General features: G+C 63.1%; 24 protein-coding genes and 3 pseudogenes. 12 read left to right on the top strand and 15 right to left on the bottom strand.

The genetic code is table 11. The features are described from left to right. Positions 1-2,169 (top strand): magnesium-translocating P-type ATPase (gene mgtA, locus QN413_RS25275; RefSeq protein WP_323499353.1); only part of this gene is annotated, 2,169 nt, incomplete at its 5' end. 105 nt (positions 2,170-2,274) lie between these two features. Next, positions 2,275-2,652, top strand: a complete 378-nt coding sequence (locus tag QN413_RS25270; protein ID WP_323499352.1) for a hypothetical protein — start codon at positions 2,275-2,277, stop codon at positions 2,650-2,652. A gap of 126 nt (positions 2,653-2,778) precedes the next feature. Here the strand turns inward: QN413_RS25270 and QN413_RS25265 are convergent, their stop codons facing one another. The 3 genes from QN413_RS25265 to QN413_RS25255 all read right to left on the bottom strand — a co-directional run bounded on the left by QN413_RS25265 (position 2,779) and on the right by QN413_RS25255 (position 5,048). Further along, the gene (locus QN413_RS25265; protein WP_323499351.1) at positions 2,779-3,273 is read right to left on the bottom strand and encodes a hypothetical protein; all 495 of its coding nucleotides are present in this window, start codon (positions 3,271-3,273) and stop codon (positions 2,779-2,781) included. A gap of 239 nt (positions 3,274-3,512) precedes the next feature. After that, positions 3,513-4,226 carry a Crp/Fnr family transcriptional regulator gene (locus tag QN413_RS25260; protein ID WP_323499350.1) on the bottom strand — a complete coding sequence of 238 codons (714 nt, stop codon included), beginning with the start codon at positions 4,224-4,226 and terminating at the stop codon, positions 3,513-3,515. Positions 4,227-4,334: 108 nt separating this feature from the next. Next, positions 4,335-5,048 (bottom strand): Crp/Fnr family transcriptional regulator, encoded by a 714-nt coding sequence (locus QN413_RS25255; protein WP_323499349.1) that lies wholly within the window; start codon positions 5,046-5,048, stop codon positions 4,335-4,337. A gap of 619 nt (positions 5,049-5,667) precedes the next feature. On the opposite strand from QN413_RS25255, the gene QN413_RS25250 reads away from it, so the two are divergent. Both QN413_RS25250 and QN413_RS25245 read left to right on the top strand, forming a co-directional pair. Beyond that, the gene (locus QN413_RS25250) at positions 5,668-6,207 is read left to right on the top strand and encodes a hypothetical protein (RefSeq protein WP_323499348.1); all 540 of its coding nucleotides are present in this window, start codon (positions 5,668-5,670) and stop codon (positions 6,205-6,207) included. Positions 6,208-6,542: 335 nt separating this feature from the next. Next, positions 6,543-6,950, top strand: coding sequence for a barstar family protein (locus tag QN413_RS25245; RefSeq protein WP_323499347.1), 408 nt, complete (start codon positions 6,543-6,545; stop codon positions 6,948-6,950). A 52-nt stretch (positions 6,951-7,002) separates the two neighbouring features. On the opposite strand, the gene QN413_RS25240 is transcribed toward QN413_RS25245, so the two are convergent. Next, positions 7,003-8,436, bottom strand: a complete 1,434-nt coding sequence (locus QN413_RS25240; protein WP_323499346.1) for an L-cystine transporter — start codon at positions 8,434-8,436, stop codon at positions 7,003-7,005. Between the two features lie 338 nt (positions 8,437-8,774). Here QN413_RS25240 and QN413_RS25235 point away from each other — a divergent pair, with 338 nt between their 5' ends. Then, positions 8,775-9,428, top strand: coding sequence for a BON domain-containing protein (locus QN413_RS25235; RefSeq protein WP_323499345.1), 654 nt, complete (start codon positions 8,775-8,777; stop codon positions 9,426-9,428). A 50-nt stretch (positions 9,429-9,478) separates the two neighbouring features. Here the strand turns inward: QN413_RS25235 and QN413_RS25230 are convergent, their stop codons facing one another. The 7 genes from QN413_RS25230 to QN413_RS25200 form a co-directional block, all read right to left on the bottom strand. Then, complete coding sequence (locus QN413_RS25230) at positions 9,479-10,009, bottom strand: HD domain-containing protein (protein WP_323499344.1); 531 nt, start codon at positions 10,007-10,009, stop codon at positions 9,479-9,481. A 19-nt stretch (positions 10,010-10,028) separates the two neighbouring features. After that, positions 10,029-10,283, bottom strand: a complete 255-nt coding sequence (locus QN413_RS25225; protein WP_323499343.1) for an SHOCT domain-containing protein — start codon at positions 10,281-10,283, stop codon at positions 10,029-10,031. Positions 10,284-10,416: 133 nt separating this feature from the next. Then, entirely contained in the window at positions 10,417-11,094 is a 678-nt protein-coding gene (locus QN413_RS25220; RefSeq protein ID WP_323499356.1) for an ABC transporter ATP-binding protein, read from the bottom strand. Between the two features lie 70 nt (positions 11,095-11,164). Beyond that, positions 11,165-12,415: an ABC transporter permease gene (locus QN413_RS25215; protein WP_323499342.1), complete on the bottom strand. Its 1,251-nt coding sequence runs from the start codon at positions 12,413-12,415 to the stop codon at positions 11,165-11,167. Between the two features lie 18 nt (positions 12,416-12,433). Then, the gene (locus QN413_RS25210; RefSeq protein ID WP_323499341.1) at positions 12,434-13,762 is read right to left on the bottom strand and encodes an efflux RND transporter periplasmic adaptor subunit; all 1,329 of its coding nucleotides are present in this window, start codon (positions 13,760-13,762) and stop codon (positions 12,434-12,436) included. Positions 13,763-13,769: 7 nt separating this feature from the next. Next, positions 13,770-13,928 (bottom strand): hypothetical protein, encoded by a 159-nt coding sequence (locus QN413_RS25205; RefSeq protein ID WP_323499340.1) that lies wholly within the window; start codon positions 13,926-13,928, stop codon positions 13,770-13,772. Positions 13,929-14,195: 267 nt separating this feature from the next. Continuing rightward, a complete protein-coding gene (locus QN413_RS25200; RefSeq protein WP_323499339.1) occupies positions 14,196-14,660 on the bottom strand; it encodes a hypothetical protein in 465 nt (154 codons plus the stop codon). A 227-nt stretch (positions 14,661-14,887) separates the two neighbouring features. Between QN413_RS25200 and QN413_RS25195 the strand changes: the two genes are divergently transcribed. Then, a complete protein-coding gene (locus tag QN413_RS25195; RefSeq protein WP_323499338.1) occupies positions 14,888-15,541 on the top strand; it encodes a BON domain-containing protein in 654 nt (217 codons plus the stop codon). Here QN413_RS25195 and QN413_RS27470 read toward each other — a convergent pair. Together QN413_RS27470 and QN413_RS25185 are read right to left on the bottom strand one after the other, a co-directional pair. Next, a complete protein-coding gene (locus QN413_RS27470) occupies positions 15,513-16,052 on the bottom strand; it encodes a DUF6582 domain-containing protein (protein ID WP_416352248.1) in 540 nt (179 codons plus the stop codon). The two genes, QN413_RS25195 and QN413_RS27470, sit on opposite strands and share 29 nt — an antisense overlap. Continuing rightward, a pseudogene (locus tag QN413_RS25185) lies at positions 16,047-16,755 on the bottom strand (Crp/Fnr family transcriptional regulator); the annotation flags it as partial. The gene QN413_RS27470 and the pseudogene QN413_RS25185, both read right to left, overlap by 6 nt. Positions 16,756-17,091: 336 nt before the next feature. On the opposite strand from QN413_RS25185, the gene QN413_RS25180 reads away from it, so the two are divergent. The 6 genes and pseudogenes from QN413_RS25180 to QN413_RS25155 form a co-directional block, all read left to right on the top strand. After that, on the top strand, positions 17,092-18,126 hold the full coding sequence (locus QN413_RS25180; protein ID WP_323499337.1) for an NADP-dependent oxidoreductase: 1,035 nt from the start codon (positions 17,092-17,094) through the stop codon (positions 18,124-18,126). A gap of 42 nt (positions 18,127-18,168) precedes the next feature. Then, complete coding sequence (locus QN413_RS25175; protein WP_323499336.1) at positions 18,169-18,852, top strand: type 1 glutamine amidotransferase domain-containing protein; 684 nt, start codon at positions 18,169-18,171, stop codon at positions 18,850-18,852. A gap of 396 nt (positions 18,853-19,248) precedes the next feature. Then, positions 19,249-19,848, top strand: a complete 600-nt coding sequence (locus QN413_RS25170; protein ID WP_323499335.1) for a hypothetical protein — start codon at positions 19,249-19,251, stop codon at positions 19,846-19,848. Positions 19,849-20,299: 451 nt separating this feature from the next. Further along, positions 20,300-20,737, top strand: coding sequence for a hypothetical protein (locus QN413_RS25165; protein ID WP_323499334.1), 438 nt, complete (start codon positions 20,300-20,302; stop codon positions 20,735-20,737). Between the two features lie 339 nt (positions 20,738-21,076). After that, positions 21,077-21,826 (top strand): TolC family protein, encoded by a 750-nt coding sequence (locus tag QN413_RS25160; RefSeq protein WP_323499333.1) that lies wholly within the window; start codon positions 21,077-21,079, stop codon positions 21,824-21,826. A gap of 288 nt (positions 21,827-22,114) precedes the next feature. Continuing rightward, a pseudogene (locus tag QN413_RS25155) lies at positions 22,115-23,104 on the top strand (IS630 family transposase); the annotation flags it as partial. Between the two features lie 12 nt (positions 23,105-23,116). Here QN413_RS25155 and QN413_RS25150 read toward each other — a convergent pair. Together QN413_RS25150 and QN413_RS25145 are read right to left on the bottom strand one after the other, a co-directional pair. After that, positions 23,117-23,413: a nitroreductase family protein gene (locus QN413_RS25150; protein ID WP_323499354.1), complete on the bottom strand. Its 297-nt coding sequence runs from the start codon at positions 23,411-23,413 to the stop codon at positions 23,117-23,119. 148 nt (positions 23,414-23,561) lie between these two features. Further along, positions 23,562-23,633 (bottom strand): annotated as a pseudogene (locus QN413_RS25145) (SagB/ThcOx family dehydrogenase); the annotation flags it as partial. Positions 23,634-23,968 lie beyond the last annotated feature (335 nt).

Here is a 23,968-nt window from a genome sequence, read left to right as displayed (position 1 = left end):
CACTCCTCATACCCCCACCGCTCAAAAAAGCAGCAGGGTAGGCTGAACACCCGGGTCAAATTTGAAGCGGCACAACCTTCACAGCTGGGTCAATTTTCGGCCGGCGCCAACACCTCTGGCGTTCTGGAGCAGTCGAACCTCGTGTTCATGGGCACGAACGTCGTCTCGGGTGCGGCGACAGCGCTCGTGGTGGCCACTGGCAGCCGCACCTACTTCGGCACGCTGGCTTCCAGGGCCACGGCAGTCGACCCGACGCCCAACGCCTTTCAGGCTGGGGTCAACAGCGTGAGCTGGTTGCTGATCCGGTTCGCGCTGGTGATGGTGCCGATCGTCTTCTTGGTCAACGGCTTCACAAAGGGTGACTGGCTGCAGGCCTTTCTGTTCGCGCTGTCGGTGGCCGTCGGACTGACACCCGAAATGCTGCCGATGATCGTGACCTCGACACTGGCAAAGGGCGCGGTCCTGCTCTCGCGCAAGAAGGTAGTCGTCAAGCGCCTCGACGCGATTCAGAACTTCGGCGCGATGGACGTGCTGTGCACCGACAAGACAGGCACACTGACGCAGGACAAGATCGCTCTCGCGCGCCACGCCGATGCCTACGGCCAGGACACCGACGAGGTGCTGAACTTCGCCTTCCTCAACAGCTTCTACCAGACCGGCCTGAAGAACCTGTTGGACCGCGCGGTGCTGGCCCGCGTGGAACTGGCGGCCGAGTTGAAGCTGAAGGATGCCTACCGCAAGGTCGACGAAATCCCCTTCGACTTCGAACGCCGGCGCATGTCGGTGGTGGTCGCGGCGCTGGTGGCAGGGCAGGACCAGCACCACGAGTTGATCTGCAAGGGCGCGGTCGAAGAGGTGCTGGCCGCTTGCACCGATGTGCGCACACAGGACCCGACCGATGCCAGCCTGGACGGCGAGCGCACCATGCCCACCCTGCCCCTGGACGCCGCGCTGCTGGCCCGCACCCAGGCCGTCACGGCGGGTCTGAACGCCGAAGGGCTGCGCGTGGTGGCGGTGGCCGTCAAGACGCTGCCGCCGGGGCAAACCACATACTCGGTGGCGGACGAGATCGGGCTGACGCTGATCGGCTACATCGCCTTTCTGGATCCGCCCAAAGAATCCGCTGCGCCTGCGCTGAAGAAGCTGGCCGCGCACGGCATCACCGTCAAGGTGCTGACCGGCGACAACGACCTCGTCACCCGCCAAGTCTGCCACCAGGTGGGCCTGCCTTCCGAAGCTGTTCTGTTGGGCGCACAGATCGAGTCCCTGAGCGACGAGGCGCTGAAGGCCGCCGCCGAATCCCACAGCATCTTCGCCAAGCTCAGCCCGCTGCACAAAGAGCGCATCGTGCGGGCGCTGCGCGCCAGCGGTCACGTGGTGGGCTTCATGGGCGACGGGATCAACGACGCGCCGGCCCTGCGCGCGGCCGACATCGGCATCTCGGTCGATTCGGCGGTCGACATCGCCAAGGAAGCCGCCGACATCATCCTGCTCGAAAAGAGCCTGCTGGTGCTCGACGACGGTGTGGTCGAAGGCCGCACCACGTTCTGCAACATGCTGAAGTACATCCGCATGACGGCGAGCTCGAACTTCGGCAACGTGCTGTCAGTGCTGGTGGCGAGCGCCTTCCTGCCGTTCCTGCCGATGCTGCCCCTGCAACTGCTGGTTCAGAACCTGCTCTACGACATCGGCCAGACCGGCATCCCGTTCGACAACGTCGATGCCGAGCTTGTCGCGAAGCCGCTCAAGTGGAACCCGAGAGACATCGGCCGTTTCATGCTGTTCTTTGGGCCCATCAGCTCGGTGTTCGACATCGCCACCTTTGCACTCATGTGGTGGGTGTTCGACGCGAACAGCGTGGCGCGGCAGACGCTATTCCAGTCCGGCTGGTTCGTGGTCGGTCTGCTGACGCAGACGCTGGTCGTGCACATGATCAGAACGCCCAAGCTGCCCTTCATCGAGAGCCGGGCATCGGCGCCGCTGATCGTGATGACGGTCGCGATCATGGCGCTGGGCCTGTGGCTGCCGATGGGGCCGCTGGCAGGCGACTTCAGGCTCCATGCGCTGCCGGCCAGCTACTTCGTCTGGCTCGCCGGGATCCTGCTGGCCTACTGCACGTTGACCACCGTGATGAAGCGGATCTACGTTCGCCGCTTTGGCTGGCAGTGAGCCGTGTCGTTCCAGAGCAAATTGAGGCGATGCTGTGTGGGTTGCAGCACAGAGGCAGCGCCATCCAGGATCGATGATGGCCTCGGCAGTTGGGGGAACCATTACATGACGCCGAACGCAATCATCACAACGCTCCTCTTCGCGGTGGCAATCGGTACAGGCACGAAGGCTTCGGCGAACGATAGCAACGATCTCGCGACGGCGCCATCGAAGCCCCTCTCCGGGGCCCCGTCGGGAACTGTCGCGGCTGCGCGCGCCGCATCTTCGACAAAGACTTGCCGAGCAGACGAAGACACCCTCAGGGTACTGAAGCTAACGACCTTCGATGGCGGGGTACGGGTGGACTATGAATTCGTCGTGTCCGGCCGCGCGACCTGGACCAACATGAACCGCCCACTCCTACGGCAATTCGGCATCCGGGCTGCAGGGACGTTCTGCCTGCCCAAGGATACTCGACTCGCCGACGAGAGCGACTACGACTGAACGTCGAGCTCGGAACTGCTGAACAGCGGCGGAAGACGCCTCTTCGTTGAACGGAATGCGACGCGGATTGCGCGGACAGGCCGACACCTTGGGTATTGCAGCGACACGCTGCGATGGCTCAAGTGCTCAAGCGAACCGTTGGTATGCAATGCCGATTCGCCGCATTGCATCGGATTCGCGATGCCACGCCCGCAGTGCGCCGAAATCTCCGAGACAGAAGAGCCTGGCGGCTTCGACGTGCGGATCTGTTTGTGCCGAGACCAGCAAGAACGACCTCGCCTGCCAGTCCGGCAACTCACGGGGGTGAGCAAAGCCTATTCCGGAAATCGCTGTCATCCGGTCGCAGTAGTCGAGCAGCCCGTAGAGCTCAGCAAACGTGTCCGGTCGCCGTTCGAACCCGAAGCGGTCCAGTACCCGTCGCAACATGGCATCGCCCAAATCGTTGTAGACAATCCTGGCAGCAGGTTCTGGGCCGTCGGCGCTCGCGCCCATCAACTCCAAGACGGCAGCGAAGTCGGCGTCGAGGTGCGACGGTTCGCCGTCGGGTCGCGTTTGGTCGCATCGTCTCGGCCTTCCGACGACGATGAAATTAGGCAGGTCGCTGAGCACAAAGTTCGTCATTGGACCGTGGGCGCGATTTCGCTACTTGAAGAGCGCGAGCAATGTGACAGTAGCGGCCGTGGCCGCCAGCACAGACCACAGGACTTTGCGGTCGCGAGGCTTCATGGCAGGAGGCTCAAGGTGCCGATGGCTCGGACGAAACAATTCTCCATGGTCGATTTCCGAAGAGACTTCAGTCTCTGATGCAGGTAGTTCGCTCATGGGGCCCAATCGGTCTCAAAGTCGCGGCAGCGTTTCAGCTATGCCGCCACGTGTCGTGGCAACAGTCGTTCGTATTCGCCCCGCACTGCGAGGTAGCACTCGCAAGCCGCGTCCTCGACACCCGAGCGGCTGAGGACGGTGATATTTCCCGCCTTGAAGCTGATGAGCCCCTTCGTCCGAAGCTCATTCTCGGCATCGAGCACCACGTCCCGCTTGACGCCCAGCATGTTGGCGATGAGCTGCTGCGTCATCCTGAGCTCGTTGGCCGGCAGCCGGTCCAGACTCAACAGCAACCAGCGGCAAAGCTGTTGCTCCAGAGTGTGGTGTTTGTTGCACGCCGCGGTTTGCACCATCTGAGCGATGAGCGCCTGCGTGAACCGGAGCAGTAAGTGCATTACGGGCGCCTCTTGGAATTCCTCTTTGATGATGGCCGCTGGCAGCCGGTAAGCCTGACCCGCGTCCTGCACCACGGCACGACTGGAAGTGGATTCGCCACCCATGAAAAGGGGAATCCCAACCAGTCCTTCGAAGCCGACGACCGCGATCTCCGCCGACTCGCCGTTCTTCATCACGTACAGCATCGAAATGATGGAAGTCGTCGGGAAGTAAACATGGGTCATCGTGCTGCCGGGCTCGTAGAGAACCTCTCCGAGCATCAGATGCACGAGTTCAAGTTGGGGCAGCCAGCGCTTCCACTCGGCCGCAGGCAGCGAGGCGAGCAGATGATTCTTCTTCGGGTCGGAACGAGTCATGAAAGTTCGCTTGAGTTGCGGGTAGATAGCGGGAGGCAAGTCGGTCTTTCAGACACCCTAGCGGCGAGCAAGCCGGGCCGTCTGTACGTTGACGCACGCGCAGCGCGGCTATATCGCTTTCAGGGCAGGCAACAAGCGGTCGTATTCCTTCTTCACCACCGCGTAGCACTCGCAAGTTCTCTTCTCGAGCCCGGGCCTGTCGAGAACGGTGATGTGCCCACGCGCGTACTGAACGAGCCCTGCCTTTTGGAGTTTCAGGGCTGCCTCCGTCACTCCCTCCCGGCGAACGCCGAGCATGTTGGAGATGAGTTCCTGCGTCATGACCAGCTCGTTTCCGGTCAGCCGGTCCAGGCTGAGCAGAAGCCAGCGGCACAGTTGCTGGTCCAACGAATGGTGCCGATTGCAAACCGCGGTTTGCGACATTTGGGTAATCAGCGCCTGCGTGTACCGCAGGAGCAGATGCAACACCGGTGCAAATTTGAACTCATCTTTGAGTACGCTCGACGGAATTCGATAGCCTTTCCCGGCACTTTGAACGACTGCTCGACTTGGGGTTGATTCGCCGCCCATGAAAATCGAAATACCCACCAAACCTTCGTTCCCGACAACCGCAATTTCTGCGGAGTCACCATCCTCCATGACATACAGCAGAGAGACTATGGCTGTCGTCGGGAAGTAGACGTATTGGAGCGTCGCACCTGACTCGTAAAGCGCGGTGGCCAGCTTGAACGTGACCAGTTCTAGGTTTGGTTTCCAGCGCGCCATCTCCGCAGCGGGAAGTGCTGCCAGAAGGTGGTTGTGTTCCGGCTTGGTCAATGGCATCCACAATCCTTCCCCGCAGGACGGAGGTGCCACGGCGTCTCACTGTATCGAGGGGAAAGCTTTCTGTTTGTTCGCTGCCGCACATACAGGCAGGTTAATTACTGCTGGAACAGGCGTTCGATGGCCGCAGCCCGACGAAGGACTGCCTGTACTTACCGATTGCGGCGAACGGCGTCTGGGCGCGCCAACGGATGGGTCATGATGCGAAAAGCGGCATTCAGCACGCGAATCTGTCCCGGGAGGCCGTCGACGATGACAGGGGAGCCCCTGCCACATTACGTACCCGAATGATGATCCGTGCCAAGCCGCTCACCATCCCGCCGAGCAGGCCGGCGATGCCGGTCAGCAGGAACACGGGTGCTACGGAGAAATGGATCGCCTGCTGGGACGAGGAACGTAGTCTCGGGTGCCTCCATCGGAGTGTCGGAACCCCGTGGGTTGAAGCCGAGACCATGATTTCCTCGCACGATCAAAGTCTGTCAGTGCGCAGACGAACAAAAGCAAGTACGCGCGCCAGTCACCGAAAGTTCAACTTCGACGACGGTGAGTTCGCTGGCGCACAGACCGAACATCTCATCACCTCCACGCTCGGTGCACACCTCTGAGCGGAGAAGACAGAATGAAGAGAATTCGCATCGTCAAGCAAGCATTCGAGTCGATTCATCGCGTGGCCGGCAGCACACTGTTGGCGGCCATCGTAGTGAGCCTGCCAGCGTGCACGTCGATGGGAATCGGCAACGGCACGCTCGAACCCGGTGACGCACCGGTGACCTTTTCATGGATCAGCAAGGACTCGGGAACCAGTGGCACCATGTCGGCCATCGTCGGGGACAACCCCGCTTCAGCGGGCACTGGCAGCACATTCAGCGGCCCGTTTCTGCAGGTCACCAGCAGTGCCCGCACGGAGTCCCTGGAGCCCATGTGGAACGGCTGGAGACGCGGCTGGAACGACTGGGGCTATTGGGGCATGTACCCCGAGACCGCCTTCACGACGCACTACTCTGGCAAGGTGGTGGCCAACCTGAGAGGCCCCGACAACCAGTTGCTGCGCTGCCGCTTCCACCTCAACACGCCGGCTGCCGGCATGAAGGGCGGAGGGCAGGGAGAATGCCAGTTCGCCGGCGGCCGCTCGGTGGATGCCGTCTCCCCACGCTCCTGACGCCAACAGGCCGGATTTTCGGCATCGCTCCCTTTCTGTGTCCCCGGCCGCACAGCCTGGCTCCCGTGACTGCCCCGCCGCGGCGATCTGCTGGCGGCGCCAGGCGGAGACGTCGATGCTGGGCACCTTCTCCTGCTGAGGTCTACTGCGCAAGTGGAGCAGATGTCAGGGTTCCCGCGGAGCTGAGCGACGGATTCGACGGCTGGGCACGTGCAGGGTGTTGTGCTCAACTCAACAGGTGGCTGCAGCCTCGCAAGGCCGTCGACCTGATGGACAAAGATCTGCACGGCGTCTTGAGCGCAGCGAGCGCTGACCGGTTCATTGCGGTTGAATGAATGGGCAAAGCCGTCGTCACGGTCGATGGCGCCAACTTCAGTACCCTCGAAGGATTCTTCGACGAGTTTGAACGGCGGGTTCTGAAGGGGAAGGCGTGGGGCCGCAACCTCGACGCCTTCAACGACGTGCTGCGCGGCGGATCGGGGACACCGCTGGGCGGCTTCGTGTTGGTCTGGAGACACCATGCCCTGTCGCGGCACCGCTTGGGCTATGCGGAGACTGCGCGCCAACTTCGCCGCATGCTCGCGACAGGCGACTCACACAATGAGATCGACACTCGCCGTGACATCGCCGCCGCGGCGTCATGCCAAGGCAGTACCGTCTTCGACTGGCTGCTGGACATCATTCGCGCACACGGCCTCGGCGGCGACGAAGCCGAAGACGGAATCGAACTGCTGCTTCGGTAGGCTGGGCGTCGGGCTCGTCGCGCCATCCTATGGCGGCCGGCGCCCGTTCAAGTCAGGCCGTCTGCGCCGGGCTGTCCAAATCGGGGGCTGCGTCGCTGTCGAAAACAGCCAGATCGGTTTCACCCAATGCGCGACTGACCACCGTGCCTGCGGTGATTGCACCGCTGACGTTCAGCGCCGTGCGCCCCATGTCGATCAGCGGCTCGACCGAGATCAACAGACCTGCCAGGGCGACCGGCAGGTTCATCGTCGACAGCACGATCAGCGCTGCGAAGGTGGCGCCGCCTCCGACGCCCGCGACACCGATGGAGCCGAGCGTGACGACAGCGAGCAGTTGTGCGATGAAGCTGACCGTGAAAGGGTCGATTCCGACCGTCGGCGCAATCATGATCGCCAGCATGGCAGGGTAGATCCCTGCACAACCGTTCTGGCCGATGGTGGCGCCGAACGAGGCCGCAAAATTGGCGATCCCTTCCGGAGTGCCCAGGCGCTTCGTCTGGGTCTGAACGGCCATCGGAATCGCACCCATGCTCGAACGCGAGATGAAGGCAAAGGCGAGCACCGGAAAGAGTTTCGAGGCGAAACGCAGTGGATTCAACCCGGCTGCTGCGACCATGCCCAGATGCACGCAGAACATCAGCGCCAGTGCACAGTACGAAGCCACGACGAAGCTGATCAGTTTCAGGGTGTCGGCGTAACTCGACTCCGCCACGACCGCGGTCATCAACGCGAAGACACCGTACGGCGTCAGCCGCAGCACCAGCGTCACCATGCGCATCACAACGGCCTGCGCGACGCTCACGAAGTACGCGAACGAAGCGAAAAGGAGCGGCTTCTTCGTGGCGATGCCGGTCGCCGACAGCCCTACGAACACCGAGAAAATGACGATCGCAATGGTGGAAGTCTTGCGCGCACCCGTCAAATCGAGAAACGGATTGGTCGGGACGAAACTCAACAGCAGACTCGGTACGCTGACCGCATTCGCGCTCGCCATCGAGCCCTGCAGATAGTTGCCGCGCGCAACTTCAGCAGCGCTGGACGTGAGTCCGATTGCCGTGAGACCGAACAGCTTCGCCATCAGGATGCCGATGGCCGCCGCGACCATGGTGGTCGCGAGCAACGTCCCGATCGTCAGCGCACTGATCTTGCCCAGCGAAGCCGCATCCTTCAGTTTGAGAATCGCGCCGATGATCGACACCATGATCAGTGGCATGACGATCATCTGCAGCAGCTTCACGTAGCCTGTGCCGACGATATCGAGGTACGAATTGGTCACCGTGATGATCGGGAATGTCACGGCATCGCCGGCATAGATCAAGTGGATCGCGGTACCCAAGGCGATGCCCAGAGCCAGCGCGGTCAGCACCCGTACGGTGAATCTCGCGTCGCGGCGTTGCTGGCGGTACATGAACGCTATCAGTCCGAGCGCAACCGCCAGATTGATCAGGATGCACAGGGTCGCACTCAGGTGCAGAGGGTTGAACATTGTTGGGTCAATTTTTGGCGCGTGTACCGCTATCGGGTTGTCACTCCGCGATCTGCCACCTGTGGTCGAGCTGTCGCTACCAGCCCCCAACCGCGAGCGTGGCACCGATGCTTGCCGACCGGGAAGCGCAAGCCTATGCCGACCGAACGCACTCGACTGTGCGCAAGCGCACCCAGTCGGCTCTGTTTCGCGTTGGCCACCACGGCACCAATGCCAACAAGACGGACACCGCGCGCATTGATGCAGCGCCCGCAGGTACTGATGCGTGTGTTGCCGCACAGACCGGACCGTCCGCGACGCTCAGGCTCGAAAGCCCATCATCTATCGGAGAAAAGGCCATGAAGACAGACAGCCAACTGCAGCAAGACGTGATCGCAGAATTGAAGTGGGAACCCTCGGTGACCGCCCCCGGAATCGGCGTCGAGGTCAAGGACGGCATCGTGACCCTCGCCGGCGAGGTGAGCAGCTACGCGGAGAAGTTGAACGCGGAAAGCGCAACCCAGCGTGTCTGTGGCGTCAAGGCGCTGGCCACCGAATTGAAGGTCAAGCTTGCGGGCAGCGGCAAGCGCAGCGACGGCGACATCGCCAAGTCGGTGGAGAACGTTCTGGAATGGACGACCTGGGTGCCGGACAACGCCATCAAGGTGTTGGTCGAAAACGGATGGGTGACCTTGTCCGGAAACGTCGACTGGCAATACCAGAAGCAATCGGCGACCGACAGCGTGCGCTTTTTGTCCGGTGTCACCGGCGTGAGCGACCAGATCGCGATCAAGCCGAAGTTGTCTGTCAGCGCCGTCAAGTCCGACATTGAGGCTGCGCTCAAGCGCAGCGCCGTGGCGGATGCGAAGAAGATCTCGGTCAACATCAACGGCTCGAATGTGACACTGACCGGCAAAGTGCACAGCTGGAACGAACGCGAGACCGCAACGATGTCCGCATGGGGAACGCCGGGCGTGCGCAGCGTCATCGACGAGATGACACTCGAGTACTGAAGATGAGGCCGCGGCGGCGCGGGTGATTCCCGCCGCCGCGACGCTCTCCGCTACGGCCGCAAGGTCAGGGCCGCATCGAAGGCTTGGCGCAGCTTCTTGTTGACCCGGGGCAGGCCATCGACAACGTCCTTGGCCCAATCGAAATACGCCTGCTTGCGCTTGAGCGGCCAATCCTTGGGTGGATGCGTCGCGATGTCCCGCAAGTTGCAGGTCTTGTCGGCGAGCCTGATGATTGCCGCACGCTTGCTCAGTTGCGGCGCGCGCTCGACCTGCTCGCGCTTGCGCTGCACCTTCGGCAGCATCTTTTCGTCGGTCACCTCCTTGACGACGCCGGCCACCTTCTTGCCGAACCGCTCGACGAGTTCCTCGAAGGTGGTCTCGGTGTCTTCGACCGTGTCGTGCAGGACAGCGGCGATCAGGGTCTTCAGATCGGACACGCCTCCTTCAGAGGACAGAACTTGGGCCACCTGCAAGGGATGGTTGATGTAGGGGCTTGACTCCGCATCCTTGCGTCGCTGGTTGCGGTGCTTCTCCGCTGCGAATGCGATGGCGTCGAGCAAGTCGGCATATCGACTGGACATCACTCGCTCCGGTCGCGCGTCAGGTCGATTTCGAGTCAGACGAAATCGCAGACTTCATCTGCGCGTATTCGGCGTGCGTGATCTCGCCGCGGGCATAACGCTGGCTCAGGATGTCAATGGCTTCTTGTTGCTGCGGTCGGCCATAGAACCGGTGCACCCGGTACGTATAGCCCCAGTTCCCGACGCTGGAGAACAGCAGGATCATGACGCCGAACCACAGAAACCAGCCCCAGCCCGAGTACCAGTCGGCCCAAATACATGTTGCCCATTTCAAGCTCCTTCGATGGATGGTGTCTCGGTCCATACAACTTGGCCAGCGCCGGATTGACACTGGCCGCTCAGGACCTGTCCGTCACTTTGTTCCAGCTTGAGGCGAGGGTCTGTTCGCTTGCGCACGGAGACGGCGATCAAGCGCCCGTCAGCCGGCCGTCGATCACCTCGATGGTCTTATCGCAGCGCGCGGCCAGGTCGATGTTGTGCGTCACGAACAGCACGGTCGTGCCGTGTTCGGTGTTGAACTGGCGCAGCAGTGCAAACACCTCGTCGGCGCTTTTCGTGTCGAGGTTTCCCGTGGGCTCGTCGGCCAGCAGCAGCGCCGGCCCCATGGCCAGCGCGCGAGCAATGGCCACGCGTTGCTGTTGGCCACCACTCAGATTGCCGGCCAGGTTGTTCTGCCATGTCGTGAGGCCCACACTGGCAAGCAGCGCCTCAGCGCGCACCCGCATCGCGTCGTTGGCAAACTCGTCGGCTCCCAGCATCGGCATCATCACGTTTTCCAGCGCCGTGAACGCCGTGATGAGGTGGTGGTACTGAAAGACGAAGCCGATGCTGTGGCCGCGCAATCGCGTCAGCGCCTTGTCGTCCAATCGGGTCGTCTGCTCTCCGCACACGTCGAGCGTGCCCGACGTGGGGCGGTCGAGCAGGCCGACGATGTTGAGCAAGGTGCTCTTACCCGAACCCGACGGGCCCACCACGGCGCAGAACTCGCCGTGGAACACATCGAGGTCGATGCCGTGCAACACCTCTGTCTCGATCGGCAGGCCCACGTTGTAGGCCTTTCGAACGCCCCGCATTTGCACCACCATGGAAGGCACTGCCGCTGCCGGCTTGACTGGCGCCATGGCCGGCGCAGCAGGCATCGCGATCGTGGCGATCTCAGCCACGGATCGCCACCACCGGGTCGAGCCGCGCTGCACTGCGCGCCGGGGCAAAGGCGGCGACCAGGCCCGTCACCGTCGCCAACACCAAGGCCGCGCCAAAGAGCTTCGGGTCCATAACCAATGGGAACAGCGGCGTACCGTCGGCGTTCTTCGCGAGTCGCTGCCAAAGAATCAGGCCCAATGCGCCAATGCCGCTGCCCAGCACCGCGCCGCTCAGCGCGAGCAAGCCGCCCTGCAGCAGGAAAAGCCTCAGGATCTGCGCCCGAGAAATGCCCATCGCGCGCAGGATGCCGATCTCGCGCGACTTCTGCACCACGACCACCGCCAACACGCTGGCGATGCCGAAAGCGACGGACAGGCCGACGAAGAAGCGGATGGCGGTGTTGGCGGTGGTCTGCGCGCTGACAGCGGTGAAGAACTGGGCGTTGGTGGTGATCCAGCTGTCCGACTCCACGCCGGTGGCGGCCGTGATGCGCTGCGCGATGGTCTCTGCGGCATACACGTCGCTCACGGTCACCTCCAGGCTGCTCACGCCACCCGGCAAGCCCAGAAGGCTTTGCGCGGTGCGCAGCGCGACGAAGGTGCTGCGCTGGTTCGCGCCCTTGTTGCCCAGGTCGAAGACGCCGCAGATGGTGAGGGTGCTGGACGCGACAGCATCGCCCGCGCCGGTCGTGACCCTCAGCTTGTCGCCCACGCCCACGCCGAGATCGCTTGCCAGCTCGGTGCCGATCAGGATGTCGGTGCCCAGGAGGCGCGTGCTGCCGCGCACGATCTTTTCGCCCAGATCGACGATGCGGAAATACAGCGCGGGCTCGATGCCGGTGAGCGTGATCGCGCGCGTGGTGCTGCCGCGCACCACCAGGGCCGAGCCGGCCGCCACCGGCGCCACCACCATCACCGCGGGCATGGCCTGGATCTGCGCCGAAACCGCCTGCCACTGGTCGATGGATTTGAGTCGCTGCAACGGCGCCTGCACGATGGCAGCTTCGACCTCGCTCGCCGAAGCCGCAGAGCCATTGCGCAAGGGCCTCGAGACCTGTTTGGGTGGCAACAACTCGATGTGTGCCGACGCCGAGAGGACGCGCTGGATGAAGTTGGATTGCAGGCCCGCCATCAGCGCCGACATGAAGACGATGACCGCCACGCCGATCGCCACGCCGGCGATGATGAACGCTGTCTGGAGACGGCCCTCGCGCAGAAAGCGAATGGCCACGATCCATTCGAACGGCAGGCGGCTGCTGAACATCGTGCTTCCCTGTTCGGCTCACGGCGGCGCGGAGGCCGAGGCTGCAGCGATCCGAATGCGCGCGCCAGGGGTGATCGTGGCCGGCGTGACCACGAAGGTATCGCCCTGCCCCAGCCCGCTTGTCACTTCGGCGAGGCCTCCGCTGCGCAAACCCAGTTTCACAGGTATGCGCACCGCGTGCCGGCCCTCGACGCGCAGCACCCACGGGGCCGCACCGTCGGAGTCGTGAACGGCCGCGAGGGGCACGATCAAAGCCTTGGGCCGCCGTGCGACCTCGATGTCCATCGACACGGTCATGTCCTGCTTCAACACGGCGGGCGGGGTAGCGACGTCGAGCTTCACCTCCACCGCACCCGTGGTCGCATTGATGCCGGGATTGATGTACGCCAACTGTGCGTTGAAGCGCTGCGTCGGGTACGCGTCGGCCGACGCGAGCGCGCTCTGGCCCAACGCGAGCAAGCCCAGATTCTTTTCGTCGATCTGCACCACCAACTGGGTGAAGCCGCGCGGCGAGAGCGTCATCAGCACCTTGCCCGGCTGCACCACATCGCCCACCTCCACGTTGCGCGCGATCAGCGTGCCGGCAACCGGTGCACTGATCGCGGCATAGCCAGCACGGGCACGGGCCGCCTGCGCGCTGGCTTGCGCCCCCGACAGATCGGCCACCGCGAGCGCACGGTCGCTGCCGGTGGCGCCGGTGGTGTCCAGCTGCATCCGGGTCGCGCGCATCTGGGCATCCGCCAGTTCGCTGGTCTTGCGCGCATCATCGAGTGCCGCCTGCCCGACGAAGCCCTTTTCGAACAGCTCCTGGTTGCGCGCCAAGGCCGCGCGGGCGTTCTCCAGGGTGGCCTGAGACTGTCGCAGCGTCTGCGCAGCCACGGGTGCCTGCACCTCCTGAAGCTGTCGCAAACGCGCCCTGGCCTGCGCCACGGCGGCGTCGGCCTGCCGCCCAGTCGCGGTCAGCTCTGCGGCATCAAGTTCCACCAGCAGGTCGCCAGCTTTCACGGCCTGACCTTCTGCAACCGGTACGCGCAGCACCGTGCCGGTGATTTGCACGCCGACATCCAGCCGATGCGGCGCTTCGACATGCCCACTGGCGACGACGCTCTGCACGAAGTCGCGCCGCAGCACCGTGCCGGTGATCACCTGCGGCCCCAGCCACCAGCGCGCCAACACTGCAGCCGAAACGGCCAACGCAACCAGCACGGCCATCGCCTGCGCACGGTGTCTACGAACGTAAGACGGTTTGGGCTTGGCCGGCGCCAGGGCCGCGGCCGCAGGAACATCCGTATCGCCAAGCGCCGGATCCCTCTTCTCCTCGGGCGCGTTCACGCGGGGAAGAACCAAGGGTCGCTCACCGAGCGCCTTTGTGATCCTTTTGTCCGGTGTTCTTGTGGCGGCCCAAGACCTCGTTCGGTTCGACCGGCCGCGTCTGCGGGCTCGGCTGCTCGTTCGGGTTCGGGGGACGCCCCGGCACGGGCGCGGGTTCGGGGCGGTGGTTCTTCTGGGTCATGACGATGTTCCTTTCGAGGGGTGCATTCGGCCGCACGGAAATTGACTGTGTGTAGCGAGCCAGCGTACCCAAGAGTTGCCCGATGGACTGTGCGGTAGCCAACACGGGGCATTGCAGTGGACGTGAGGTGCGCGTTCGCTGCCCGACCGACGACAGAAGAGGCACAACGACGCCTTGCATCGGTCCGTGTGAACGCACTGGCGGATGCGGCAAGGCATCCGTTGCGCGCGCCCGGGAGGTTCCGGGTGTCGCGCCTATCGAAGCTCGTCAGGCGGCGGTAACCAAGTCGAAGTGGCCCATGGCCATCACGAAAACCGAGGTCGACGAGCGCGCCAGCTCGGCTGCGGCGATGATGTCGTCGGCGCTCGTTCGATAGACCGGCGCGCCGGACGCGGCCGCCGCCGAACAGTGCGCCACCGTATCGCCACAGGCGTCCAGCAAACGAACATCCAGCGTGGCGCCGCGAAGTCCCGCGACGGCCATGCCGTTGATCAGGGTGATGTCGACGATGAACAGCAAGCCACGCCGGCCGACCGCGGCCAGCAGACTTGACTGACCGCGAGGCGTCGGCCGGGACTGCAGATCGCAGTGCAGTCCGACGGCTTGAAACCGAGGCGCCAGCTCACGCAGGCAGGCATCGACCTGCGGCGCAACCTGCCGCGAAATGCGAGGCAAGGCAATGTCCCAATCGGTATAGCCCGGGAAGGCGGACTGCGAAGATGGCTTGCCCATGGGTGCCTTCGGAAGGGTTGCTGGTGCGCTGTGCGCGCGGGTGATTGAACACAAGCAACCCCATTGTCGGAAATGCGCTGACCTGCAATGCCTGGAAGTGCCCGGCGTTCACCCTCCAATCCCACTGCGGGAATGCTCGACCGTTCTGCAGGTGCGCCATCGCACAGACAGTTCGGGGCAAGCTGCTCAAGACGTCCGGTCCCTAACAACGATCGGAAGAGACCACCATGAAGACGGACAGCCAACTGCAGCAGGACGTGAGCGCAGAACTGAAGTGGGAACCCGCGATCGACGCCGCGCGCATCGGGGTCGAGGTGAAGGACGGCGTCGTGACCCTGAGCGGGCAGGTCGACTCCTACGCCGCGAAGTGGAGCGCCGAGCGCGCAGCGCAGCGCGTGTCAGGGGTCAACGCCCTGGCCATCGACCTGAAGGTGCAACTCTCCGGCCTGGGTGTGCGATCCGATGGCGATATCGCCAGGTCGGTGGAGAATGTGCTGGAATGGACTTCCACGCTGCCCGCCGGCGCCGTCAAAGTAAAGGTTGAAGGCGGGTGGGTCACCCTGTCGGGTGAAGTGGATTGGCAGTTCCAGAAGCAAGCCGCAACAGACGCCGTTCGACATCTGATGGGCGTCACAGGGCTCAACAACCAGATCAATCTCAAGCCCGCGGTGATCGCCAGCGATGTCAAGTCGGACATCGAAGCTGCCTTGCAGCGCACGTCAATCGCAGACGCCAAGAAGATTTCAGTCGAAGTTCAGGGTTCGGATGTCACGCTGGCGGGCACGGTCCAGAGCTGGGCCGAACGCGAGACCGCAACGAATTCTGTTTGGGGCACCCCGGGCGTCTTCAACGTCATCGACCGGATGCATCTCTCGTACTGAAGACCTGAGGGCCGGCAGGCTGGTCGCAGCGCGCCATCGCACTCAATTCGGCTGGTCTGGAAGGTGCGGCGCACGCAACTCTCGCCACTCGCCACCCTGCCTCGTGCAACTCCACGCAATACAGACGCGCAGCAGCCTGGATGCGTTGCCAAGCCGCGTCACGTTCGGTGTCGCTCACACCTTTGACTTGCCCGAAACGCGCCACAGCGTTTCGGACATGGCTCGCGTTCTCCAGCGGCTCCTTGCGTTGCGCCGGAAATGCAAACTGACGCGGGGGAATCGCGTTTCGTTCCTCAGAGGACAGCTTGGGCATGCGAGGCTCCTTCCATTCGACACGTGTTGACGTCCTCATTCGGCCATCGAATCCGAGCCGTGTCCGTCTGGCGCCGCACCGACCACCGAAATCGCGCCAGTTGTGATGAAGAACTGTCGACCAATTGCAGCCCGCTCGCTCGCCGTTCGTCATCGCCCAGCAACCAGCACAAGCGATTCGCCGCTGCACCGCCTTCAGATCGGGGAGCAGCCGGTCATATTCCCTCTTGACCACGGCATAGCACTCGCAGGTACGGAGCTCCAGAGCGGGGCGATCGAGCACGGTGATGTGCCCACGCACGTACCGGATCAGCCCTGCCGTCTGCAGTTTCAGAGCCGCCTCCGTCACGCCCTCGCGGCGCACGCCCAGCATGTTGGCGATCAGTTCTTGCGTCATCACCAGATCGTTGCCTTGAAGCCTGTCCAGGCTGAGCAAGAGCCAGCGGCAGAGTTGTTTGTCCAAGGTATGGTGACGATTGCACACCGCCGTCTGAGCCATCTGCGTGATCAACGCCTGTGTATAGCGCAGCATGAGATGCATCACAGGGCCGGAGCGATTGAACCCCCCCCTTCATCGCATTGGCGTTCAGGCGTATGCCACGGCCAGCGCTTTGCACCACAGCTCGGCTCGGCGTGGATTCGCCGCCCATGAACAGCGAGATGCCGACGACGCCCTCGTTTCCCACGACCGCGATCTCCGCCGACCCGCCGTCTTCCATCACGTACAACAGCGAGACGATGGCGGTGGTCGGAAAGTAGACGTGGCGGAGGATCTTGCCGGATTCGTACAGCACGAGGCCAAGTGGCAAGTCCACGCCTTCCAGCTGTGGCAGCCATCGCTGCAATTCAGCCTCAGGCAAGGCCGCCAGCAGATGATTCGCCAGCGCATCTTGCGACGCCACTTTGAAGCTCGATGGCGCGTTGGCCGGAGGCTCGGACAACTTCACTCGGTCGGATGTGGCGAATTTCATGGGACCGGCTAAACGCCTTGGTGAGAACCCTGTGTAACACAGCGCACAAAGCTGGAGTCAGCCAGTGCCGCGGCACGTTCCCATGTTGCCTAGCGCACAGACCGTGCGTCGGATCGCGAATAGCTTCGCTCCGACGGTCCATCGCCGCCAGGGTCCGAGTTTTGACGAACTCAACACCGAGACGCCGCATCCTCAGACTGCCATCCGGTTGCTTCGGTCGAGCGGCGTTGAAGGTGGGCTGAACCACCAACGAGAAAGTTCTGCGCCATGCCCCAAAGCACCACCGTCAATCGCCGCATTGTTCTGAACGCAAGGCCGCACGGAGCGCCCACCGCAGGAGACTTCCGCACCGAGAGCGATCCGATACCAAGACCGGAGGCCGGTCAGGTCTTGTTGCGCACGTTGTACCTGTCGCTCGACCCGTACATGCGCGGCCGCATGAGCGATGGGCCGTCGTACGCCGCGCCCGTGGCCATCGGCGAGGTGATGGTCGGTAGCACGGTGTCGCGCGTCGAGGTGTCTCGACATCGCGATTTCAAGGTCGGTGAGCTGGTGCTGGGCTACGCCGGCTGGCAGGACTACGCGCTGTCAGATGGGAAGGGACTGACCTCGCTTTTTCCCGAGGAGCCACATCCCTCGCGCGCACTGGGCGTGCTGGGCATGCCGGGGTTCACGGCCTACATGGGCCTGCTCGACATCGGCAGGCCGGTCACTGGTGAAACCGTCGTTGTCGCCGCGGCGAGCGGCGCAGTCGGCTCCGTGGTCGGGCAGATTGCCAAGATCAAAGGCTGCACCGTGGTGGGAATCGCGGGTGGCGAGGACAAGTGCCGCTACGTGATTGACGAACTGGGATTCGACGCCTGTGTCGATCACCGCGCGGACGACCTGCCCGGCCGTTTGGCGGGAGCGTGTCCGAAGGGCATCGACGTGTATTTCGAGAACGTCGGCGGTGCGGTGTTCGACGCCGTGCTGCCACTGCTGAATACCAAGGCGCGTGTGCCGGTGTGCGGTCTGATCGCAGCGTACAACGCCACCGCGTTGCCTCCGGGCCCGGACAGGCTGGGCCTGCTCGTCGGCACGCTGCTGCGCAAGCGCATCCGGATGCAGGGCTTCATCGTCTTCGACGACTACGCGCCGCGCTGGAGCGAGTTTGCGGGCGCGATGGGCGAGTGGGTGCAGGAGGACAAGGTGAAGGTCCGCGAGGACATCGTCTTCGGTCTGGAGAACACTCCCGAAGCCTTCATCGGCCTGCTCGAAGGCAGGAATTTCGGCAAGCTGGTCATCCAGCTCGCACACGAATGAAGCACGCATGAACCCCACCCCACCACTCCCGGGCGATCTCGCATGAACATCCTGATGGTCCTCACCTCCCACGCCGAGCTCGGCAACACGGGCCGCACGACAGGCTTCTGGCTCGAAGAGTTCGCAGCACCCTACTATGTGTTCACGGATGCCGGCGCCACGCTCACGTTGGCCTCGCCGCTGGGTGGCCAGCCGCCGCTCGACCCCAAGAGCGACGACGCCGCGTCGCAGACCGATGCCACGCGCCGCTTCAAGTCCGACAAAGCCGCGCAGTCGGAGTTGGCCGCGACGGTGAAGCTGTCGACGTTGAAGGCGAGCAAGTTCGACGCCGTTTTCTATCCCGGAGGGCACGGTCCCTTGTGGGACCTGGCCGAAGACGCCGCGTCGATCGCGCTGGTCGACGCGATGATCGCCGCAGGCAAGCCGGTCGCGGCCGTATGCCACGCGCCCGGCGTGCTGCGACATGCGCGGGCGCCGGACGGCAGGTCGCTGGTGAAAGGCAAGAACGTCACCGGCTTCACGAACACCGAGGAAGCAGCAGCGGGACTGACCAAGGTCGTGCCGTTCCTGGTGGAAGACATGCTCAAGGAACATGGTGGCCAATATTCGAAGGCGGCGGATTGGCGGCCGCATGTCGTGGTCGACGGCCTTCTGATCACGGGCCAGAACCCGGCCTCCTCCGAGCACGCGGCCACTGCGCTGCTGGCCAAACTCCGAAGCGTGTAGGGCAACCCATGTCTGTTGACAACGCACAAATGCGATTATCCCGGGCATCGAACGCGCACACCGATGCCGCCCTTTGCATCCTCAAGCGCATGCTGCACCTTTTCGTCGGCGGTGCTGACCTGCGCCTCTGGAATGACAATTCATACAGCGTTGCCCGGGGGGCGCCGGCGTTCACGCTGGTGCTGCGCGACCCGATGCTGCGGCGCAACTTGGTGAGCACGCGCAGCGCGGTGCAAGGCGAGGCATCTAGAACGATGAGTACGCTCCTGTCACCAGACAACGTTTGGCTGCCACCGATCCTTGGATCGCCGACAAGCAGGACGCGACAGTGCGCTCCCACAGTTCGGACCGGCGCGGACTGCGCCGTACTCCTACACGCTGCGCAATGCCCACCCGTTGTCGCTTCAGCCCCTTCTTAATCGTTTCTATTCACTACCCCAGAAGAACGTCATGTCACACCCCCATTCCGAATCTGATGGCTGGTCAGTCGAAGGCCTTTTCCTGCAGCTGATCTACAGCCCCAAAGGCGCCATCGAAGGCTTGCTCATCGACACAAACGGTATCTCCACCCAGTTCGTCACAGAGCCGCATGATGCGTCGGTCGCAGCGCAGTTGACCGGCCTGCGCGTTGGCCAGGCATTGGTGATTGAAGGGATCGAGCCGGCTCCCTCGTCCAAGGGAGAGCCGGCGCACTCGGTCTACGTTTTTGACCGCTTGGTGTCAGTCAACGGCAAAGTACCGACTGCGCCTCCAGCAAACGAAGACGCCATCGGCACGGTAGTGCATTTCAATTACGCGAAGCACGGCGCTGCCAACGGTGTGGTTCTGGACAATGGCGATTTCGTCCATACGAGACCTCATGGTCTCGCTGTACTGAAGCTCAAGGTCGGCGACAAGGTCAAGGCGGAAGGTCCGGCGCGTCCACTCGCCACCGGCACCGGACGCGTTATCGAAGCCATGCGGATCAATGGCAAGTTGGTCGCACCGGCGCACTGACTTACAAGTCGAGCGGAACCATTCAGTTGTCAGGTAATTCGTCGGCGCTGCGCTGAGCCGGTCGGGACTCTAAACCCAGCTCTGCAATCAGTGTCGATGGACTGCTCGTCGTTGCCGGGCATCCTGCAATATGAATGCGGCAGGCTGACTTATCTGTTTGTGTGTCGTGTTCAAACCGCCGTTCGAACCAGAGACAGAGGGGGCCGGTACGCCTTCGCACTAGCAGATCGAAAAAGTCTCGGTTATGTCTGCAAACGCACCGACGTAAATGAAGCCCGCCGAACAAACTGCCACTCCGACGGGTGTCAGCGCCTGTCTCCTTTATTTTGGGTCTGCGCCCTCCAGGAAATCACAGATGATCCACACAAGAATTTCAACTCGGTTTCCGCCTGTAACGTACGACCCAGACGAGCAAGACACCTGGCTTCCTTGTAGCCGCGCGTTCCTAGCCGTGCTGGCCACCTATCACACCACTGGCGGGACACTCCGTGCCAGCGACTTGTCCCGCCTTCTGACCCTGCGCCGCACCTGCAACAGCGGAAATCTCGATGAGTTGATGCAGGAGCGGCAGATATTTGGCTTCCCGTGGAATGACTCAACCTGGATTCCAATGTTTCAGTTCGATGGGCGAGACCTGGCCGTGAAGTCTGCCGTCAGTCATGTGCGAATCGAGCTTGGTCTCGAGTTCGACGACTGGTCGATCGCGTCATGGTTTGCCCGCAGGAACGTCAGGCTCGATGACCTGCGTCCAGTAGAAGTGCTGGAAGTGTCCCCGCAGGCCGTGCTCGATGCGGCGCGTGCTGACTGCCTGATTGGCTTCGATGCCGCTGCCGGCCGGCACGCCTTGCAACACGCGTCGTCCGGCAAGTCGCAAGGCGCTGCCGCATAGCCCCAACCGATGGACAGCAAAGCAATCCTGACGTGGCTTGCGGCCTCGACATGCAATCCGTTATTGCCGGCCTTCAGTCCGGAAGGCTCCCGAATGTTCACCCGCATGGGGTCCGTATCAATGGGAGTAACGGGGCCCTTCGCCGCGCTGGCCGTATGTCGACTTGGCTGATACCTGCGGCGCCATCGCTCGCTTGCCTACTGTTCGCCCTGTCCATTTGCGCGCATGTGACCTCTTCAACAGACGACTAGAAGGCCAACGACGTGTCCGCAGCATGGTCAGTTTCTGACAATGTGGGAACAGCCCGATCCACATCGATTGCCAACTGGTTGTCCCGCTTTGACGATCCGGCTGGTGGCCGATGCCTTGCGTGTCAACACAACCTTGCTGAGTTCGCAAGCGGTGCTGCGCCAGTCGCGTGCAACGGGGAGGTTGGCGGCATCGACCCTCCTTCCGACGGTGGGCGGCTCTGCCTCGGCACAGCGCATCGGCAGCACGACACCCGCAGCGGGGAAAACCGTCACCCGCACATTTCAGGCGAGACTCGACGCCAACTGGGAACTGGACATTTTCGGTAGCAACCGCAGCGCACTGGATGCCAGCGAAGCCACCATTCGCGCGACCGTCGCGAACCTGGGCGACGTGCAGGTGTCGGTCGAGGCCGAAGTCGCGATGAACTACATCTTGGGGCGCAGCGCTCAGGCCCGGCTGGTGATTGCAAACGCCAACCTGGCAAGCCAGCAGGAGACGCCGCAGATCACACTGTGGCGCCTGCAGGCCAGACTCGTCACTTCGATCGAGGCCGAACAGACGGGCGTGCTGGTGCCAGCGTGCGGGACGGGCATCGTGCTAGCAAGCCACGCGCTGGCCGTGCTAACCGGCCGGGCGCACTTGCCGACCTGCTGGACAGGCTTGCGCCTGTGCCGCAGCCAACCGAAGATTTGGCACTGCGCTTGTCTGCCGAAACGCTCCGGCAGCGCGCGGATGTCCGCTCCGCCGAGCACCAGGTCGCTGCCGCGCAGGCGCGGGTCCGTCAGGCGCGGGCGGCGCGGCAACCCGGCTTCGCCATTGGCGGCTCGCTGGGCCTGAGCGCCCTGACGCTGGGCGCGCAGACCCATTCGGAATCGGTCGTGCGCACGCTCTGGGCAGCGTGAACCTGCCGGTTCGTGACGGCGGTGCCACGCTTGCGCAGGTGGATGCGCAGCAGGCCGCGCTGGAACAAGCGCAACTTGCCTACGTCGCAGCAGTGCTGCTGGCCTCGAAAGATGTCGAGGACCTTGGTCGCGCAGCGCGACGATCGGCTCAGGCTGGTGCGCCAGACAAGCGCCGCCCACGCTGCGGCCAACGCGGCCCAGTTGGCGAGTCAACGCTACAGCATTGGCTTGGTGGACTTCCAAACAGTGCTCGGGACGTAGCGCACCGCAGCTGCAATCGCTCGCGCGCAGCCGCTCGTTGCCGGCAGGGCTCAGTGACAGAGCGCGCATCATCTTGAGCAGTGCCGACGGCGAGCTGAACAAGTCGATTGCCCAACGACTCAGGCTGACCAACGCGACAATGGGCAAGAGGCGCATGCGCTTCATCGAACGACGCATTGCCGGGCTCTATGACGATGTTCGCCCGGGCAAGCCGTGCACGATCGACGATGAGCGCATCGCGCAGTTGATCAAGACGACGCTGCACACCAAGCCCGCCGATGGGTCGACGCACTGGAGCGTGCGAACGGTTGCCGCAGAGACCGGCATTTCCAAGACCAGCGTGCAGCGCTACTTCCGACTCTTTGGGCTACAACCGCATCGCAGCGAGAGCTTCAAACTCTCGACCGATCCGTTCTTCATAGAGAAGCTGCGCGACGTCGTTGGCCTGTACCTGAGTCCGGCGGAGAACGCGCTGGTGCCGTGCGTTGACGAGAAAAGCCAGTGCCATGCGCTGGAACGGACGCAGTCGATGCTCCCCATGGGGTTCGGCTACGTGGAGGGCGTGACGCACGACTACAAGCGCCACGGAACAACCACACTGTTCGCCGCGTTGAACGTTTTCAACGGCGCGGTGCACGCCAGTTGCAAGCCGCGGCATCGACATCAGAAGTTCCTGGCATTCTTGCGCAAGATCGGCAAAGCGGTGCCACACGAGTTGGACATCCGCTGCATCGTCGATAACTACGCCACCCACAGGCATCAGGCGACCAAGGCTTGGCTCCTAAGCCGGCCTCGCTGGCACTTGCACTTCATCCCGACCTACAGTTCATGGCTCAATCAGGTCGAGCGATTCTTCGCGCTGATTCCCGACAGGGCCATTCGCCGTGGCTCGTTCACCAGCGTCAAACAACTCGCGCAGCGCATCGATCATTTCGTGGCGCATCTGTACCAGCGGGACAGCACACTAGATCGCCTTGACGATGCCGACGGTCTGCGACAGCAGAAGCTGGTGGTCGGGTTGCAGTTCCATTGCACACGCCAAGGCGTCACGGTCAAACCAGGCGCCGATCACCGTGGCCGAGCCCTCAGATGCGCAGTAAAGATAAACGTTTTGCGCCATGGCGCCGGCGGTCGCAAAGGCATAGGCCTCTCGCTGCGCAACCGGAACCAGCTTCATGCGCGCGTGGTCGGCCACGAAGACCAGATCCAGCGGGGCGCTGTCGACAAAATCCTGATTTCCGGTGACGCGACGCACGTCCATCGCCATCACTAACTGCAGCGTGTGTCGTGTGTCGTGTGTCGTGTGTCGTGTGTCGTGTCGGTTCATACAGGAACAGGCCTTGCGGCATGGCCGCGAACAGCAGAACTTCTTGCGCGTTCATCGCACTCGGCGCAGTACGTCCACCAACATCATGGCGATTGATTCCGCCAGCGGCCCAGAGCAAGTCAGACAGCGTCTGCACGGGTAATGGATGTGGCATGAATTCGCGACGGGATTGTCGGCTTGTCAAAGCTGCCATGAGTGGCATGCCACCGGTGAGCGTAGGCGAAGGTAGTTCGATCGATGCAGCCGAAGTGTCGAAAGCATTGCTCGGCGGCAGCGGCTCGAGACGGCCCAGCACGCCAAGTGCCAGTTTGGTCAGGGTGTTCATAGTCAGTCGTCCATTTCGGTGGGGTCGGCAGTGAAGCCCTCAGCGTTCAACGTCTGCGCTACGGCCACGGAGCCTCATGCTTTTTTGACTTCCTTGACTTCGGCGTCGACGACGTTGTCGTCGGCCGGCGCGCTTGCCGCTTGCGGGCCAGCCGCTGCGCCGCC

Source organism: Variovorax sp. LG9.2, assembly GCF_035018885.1.
Classification (GTDB): domain Bacteria; phylum Pseudomonadota; class Gammaproteobacteria; order Burkholderiales; family Burkholderiaceae_C; genus Variovorax.
The sequence above is the reverse complement of the archived record's forward strand: the minus strand, read 5'-3'. Positions and strand labels throughout refer to the sequence as shown.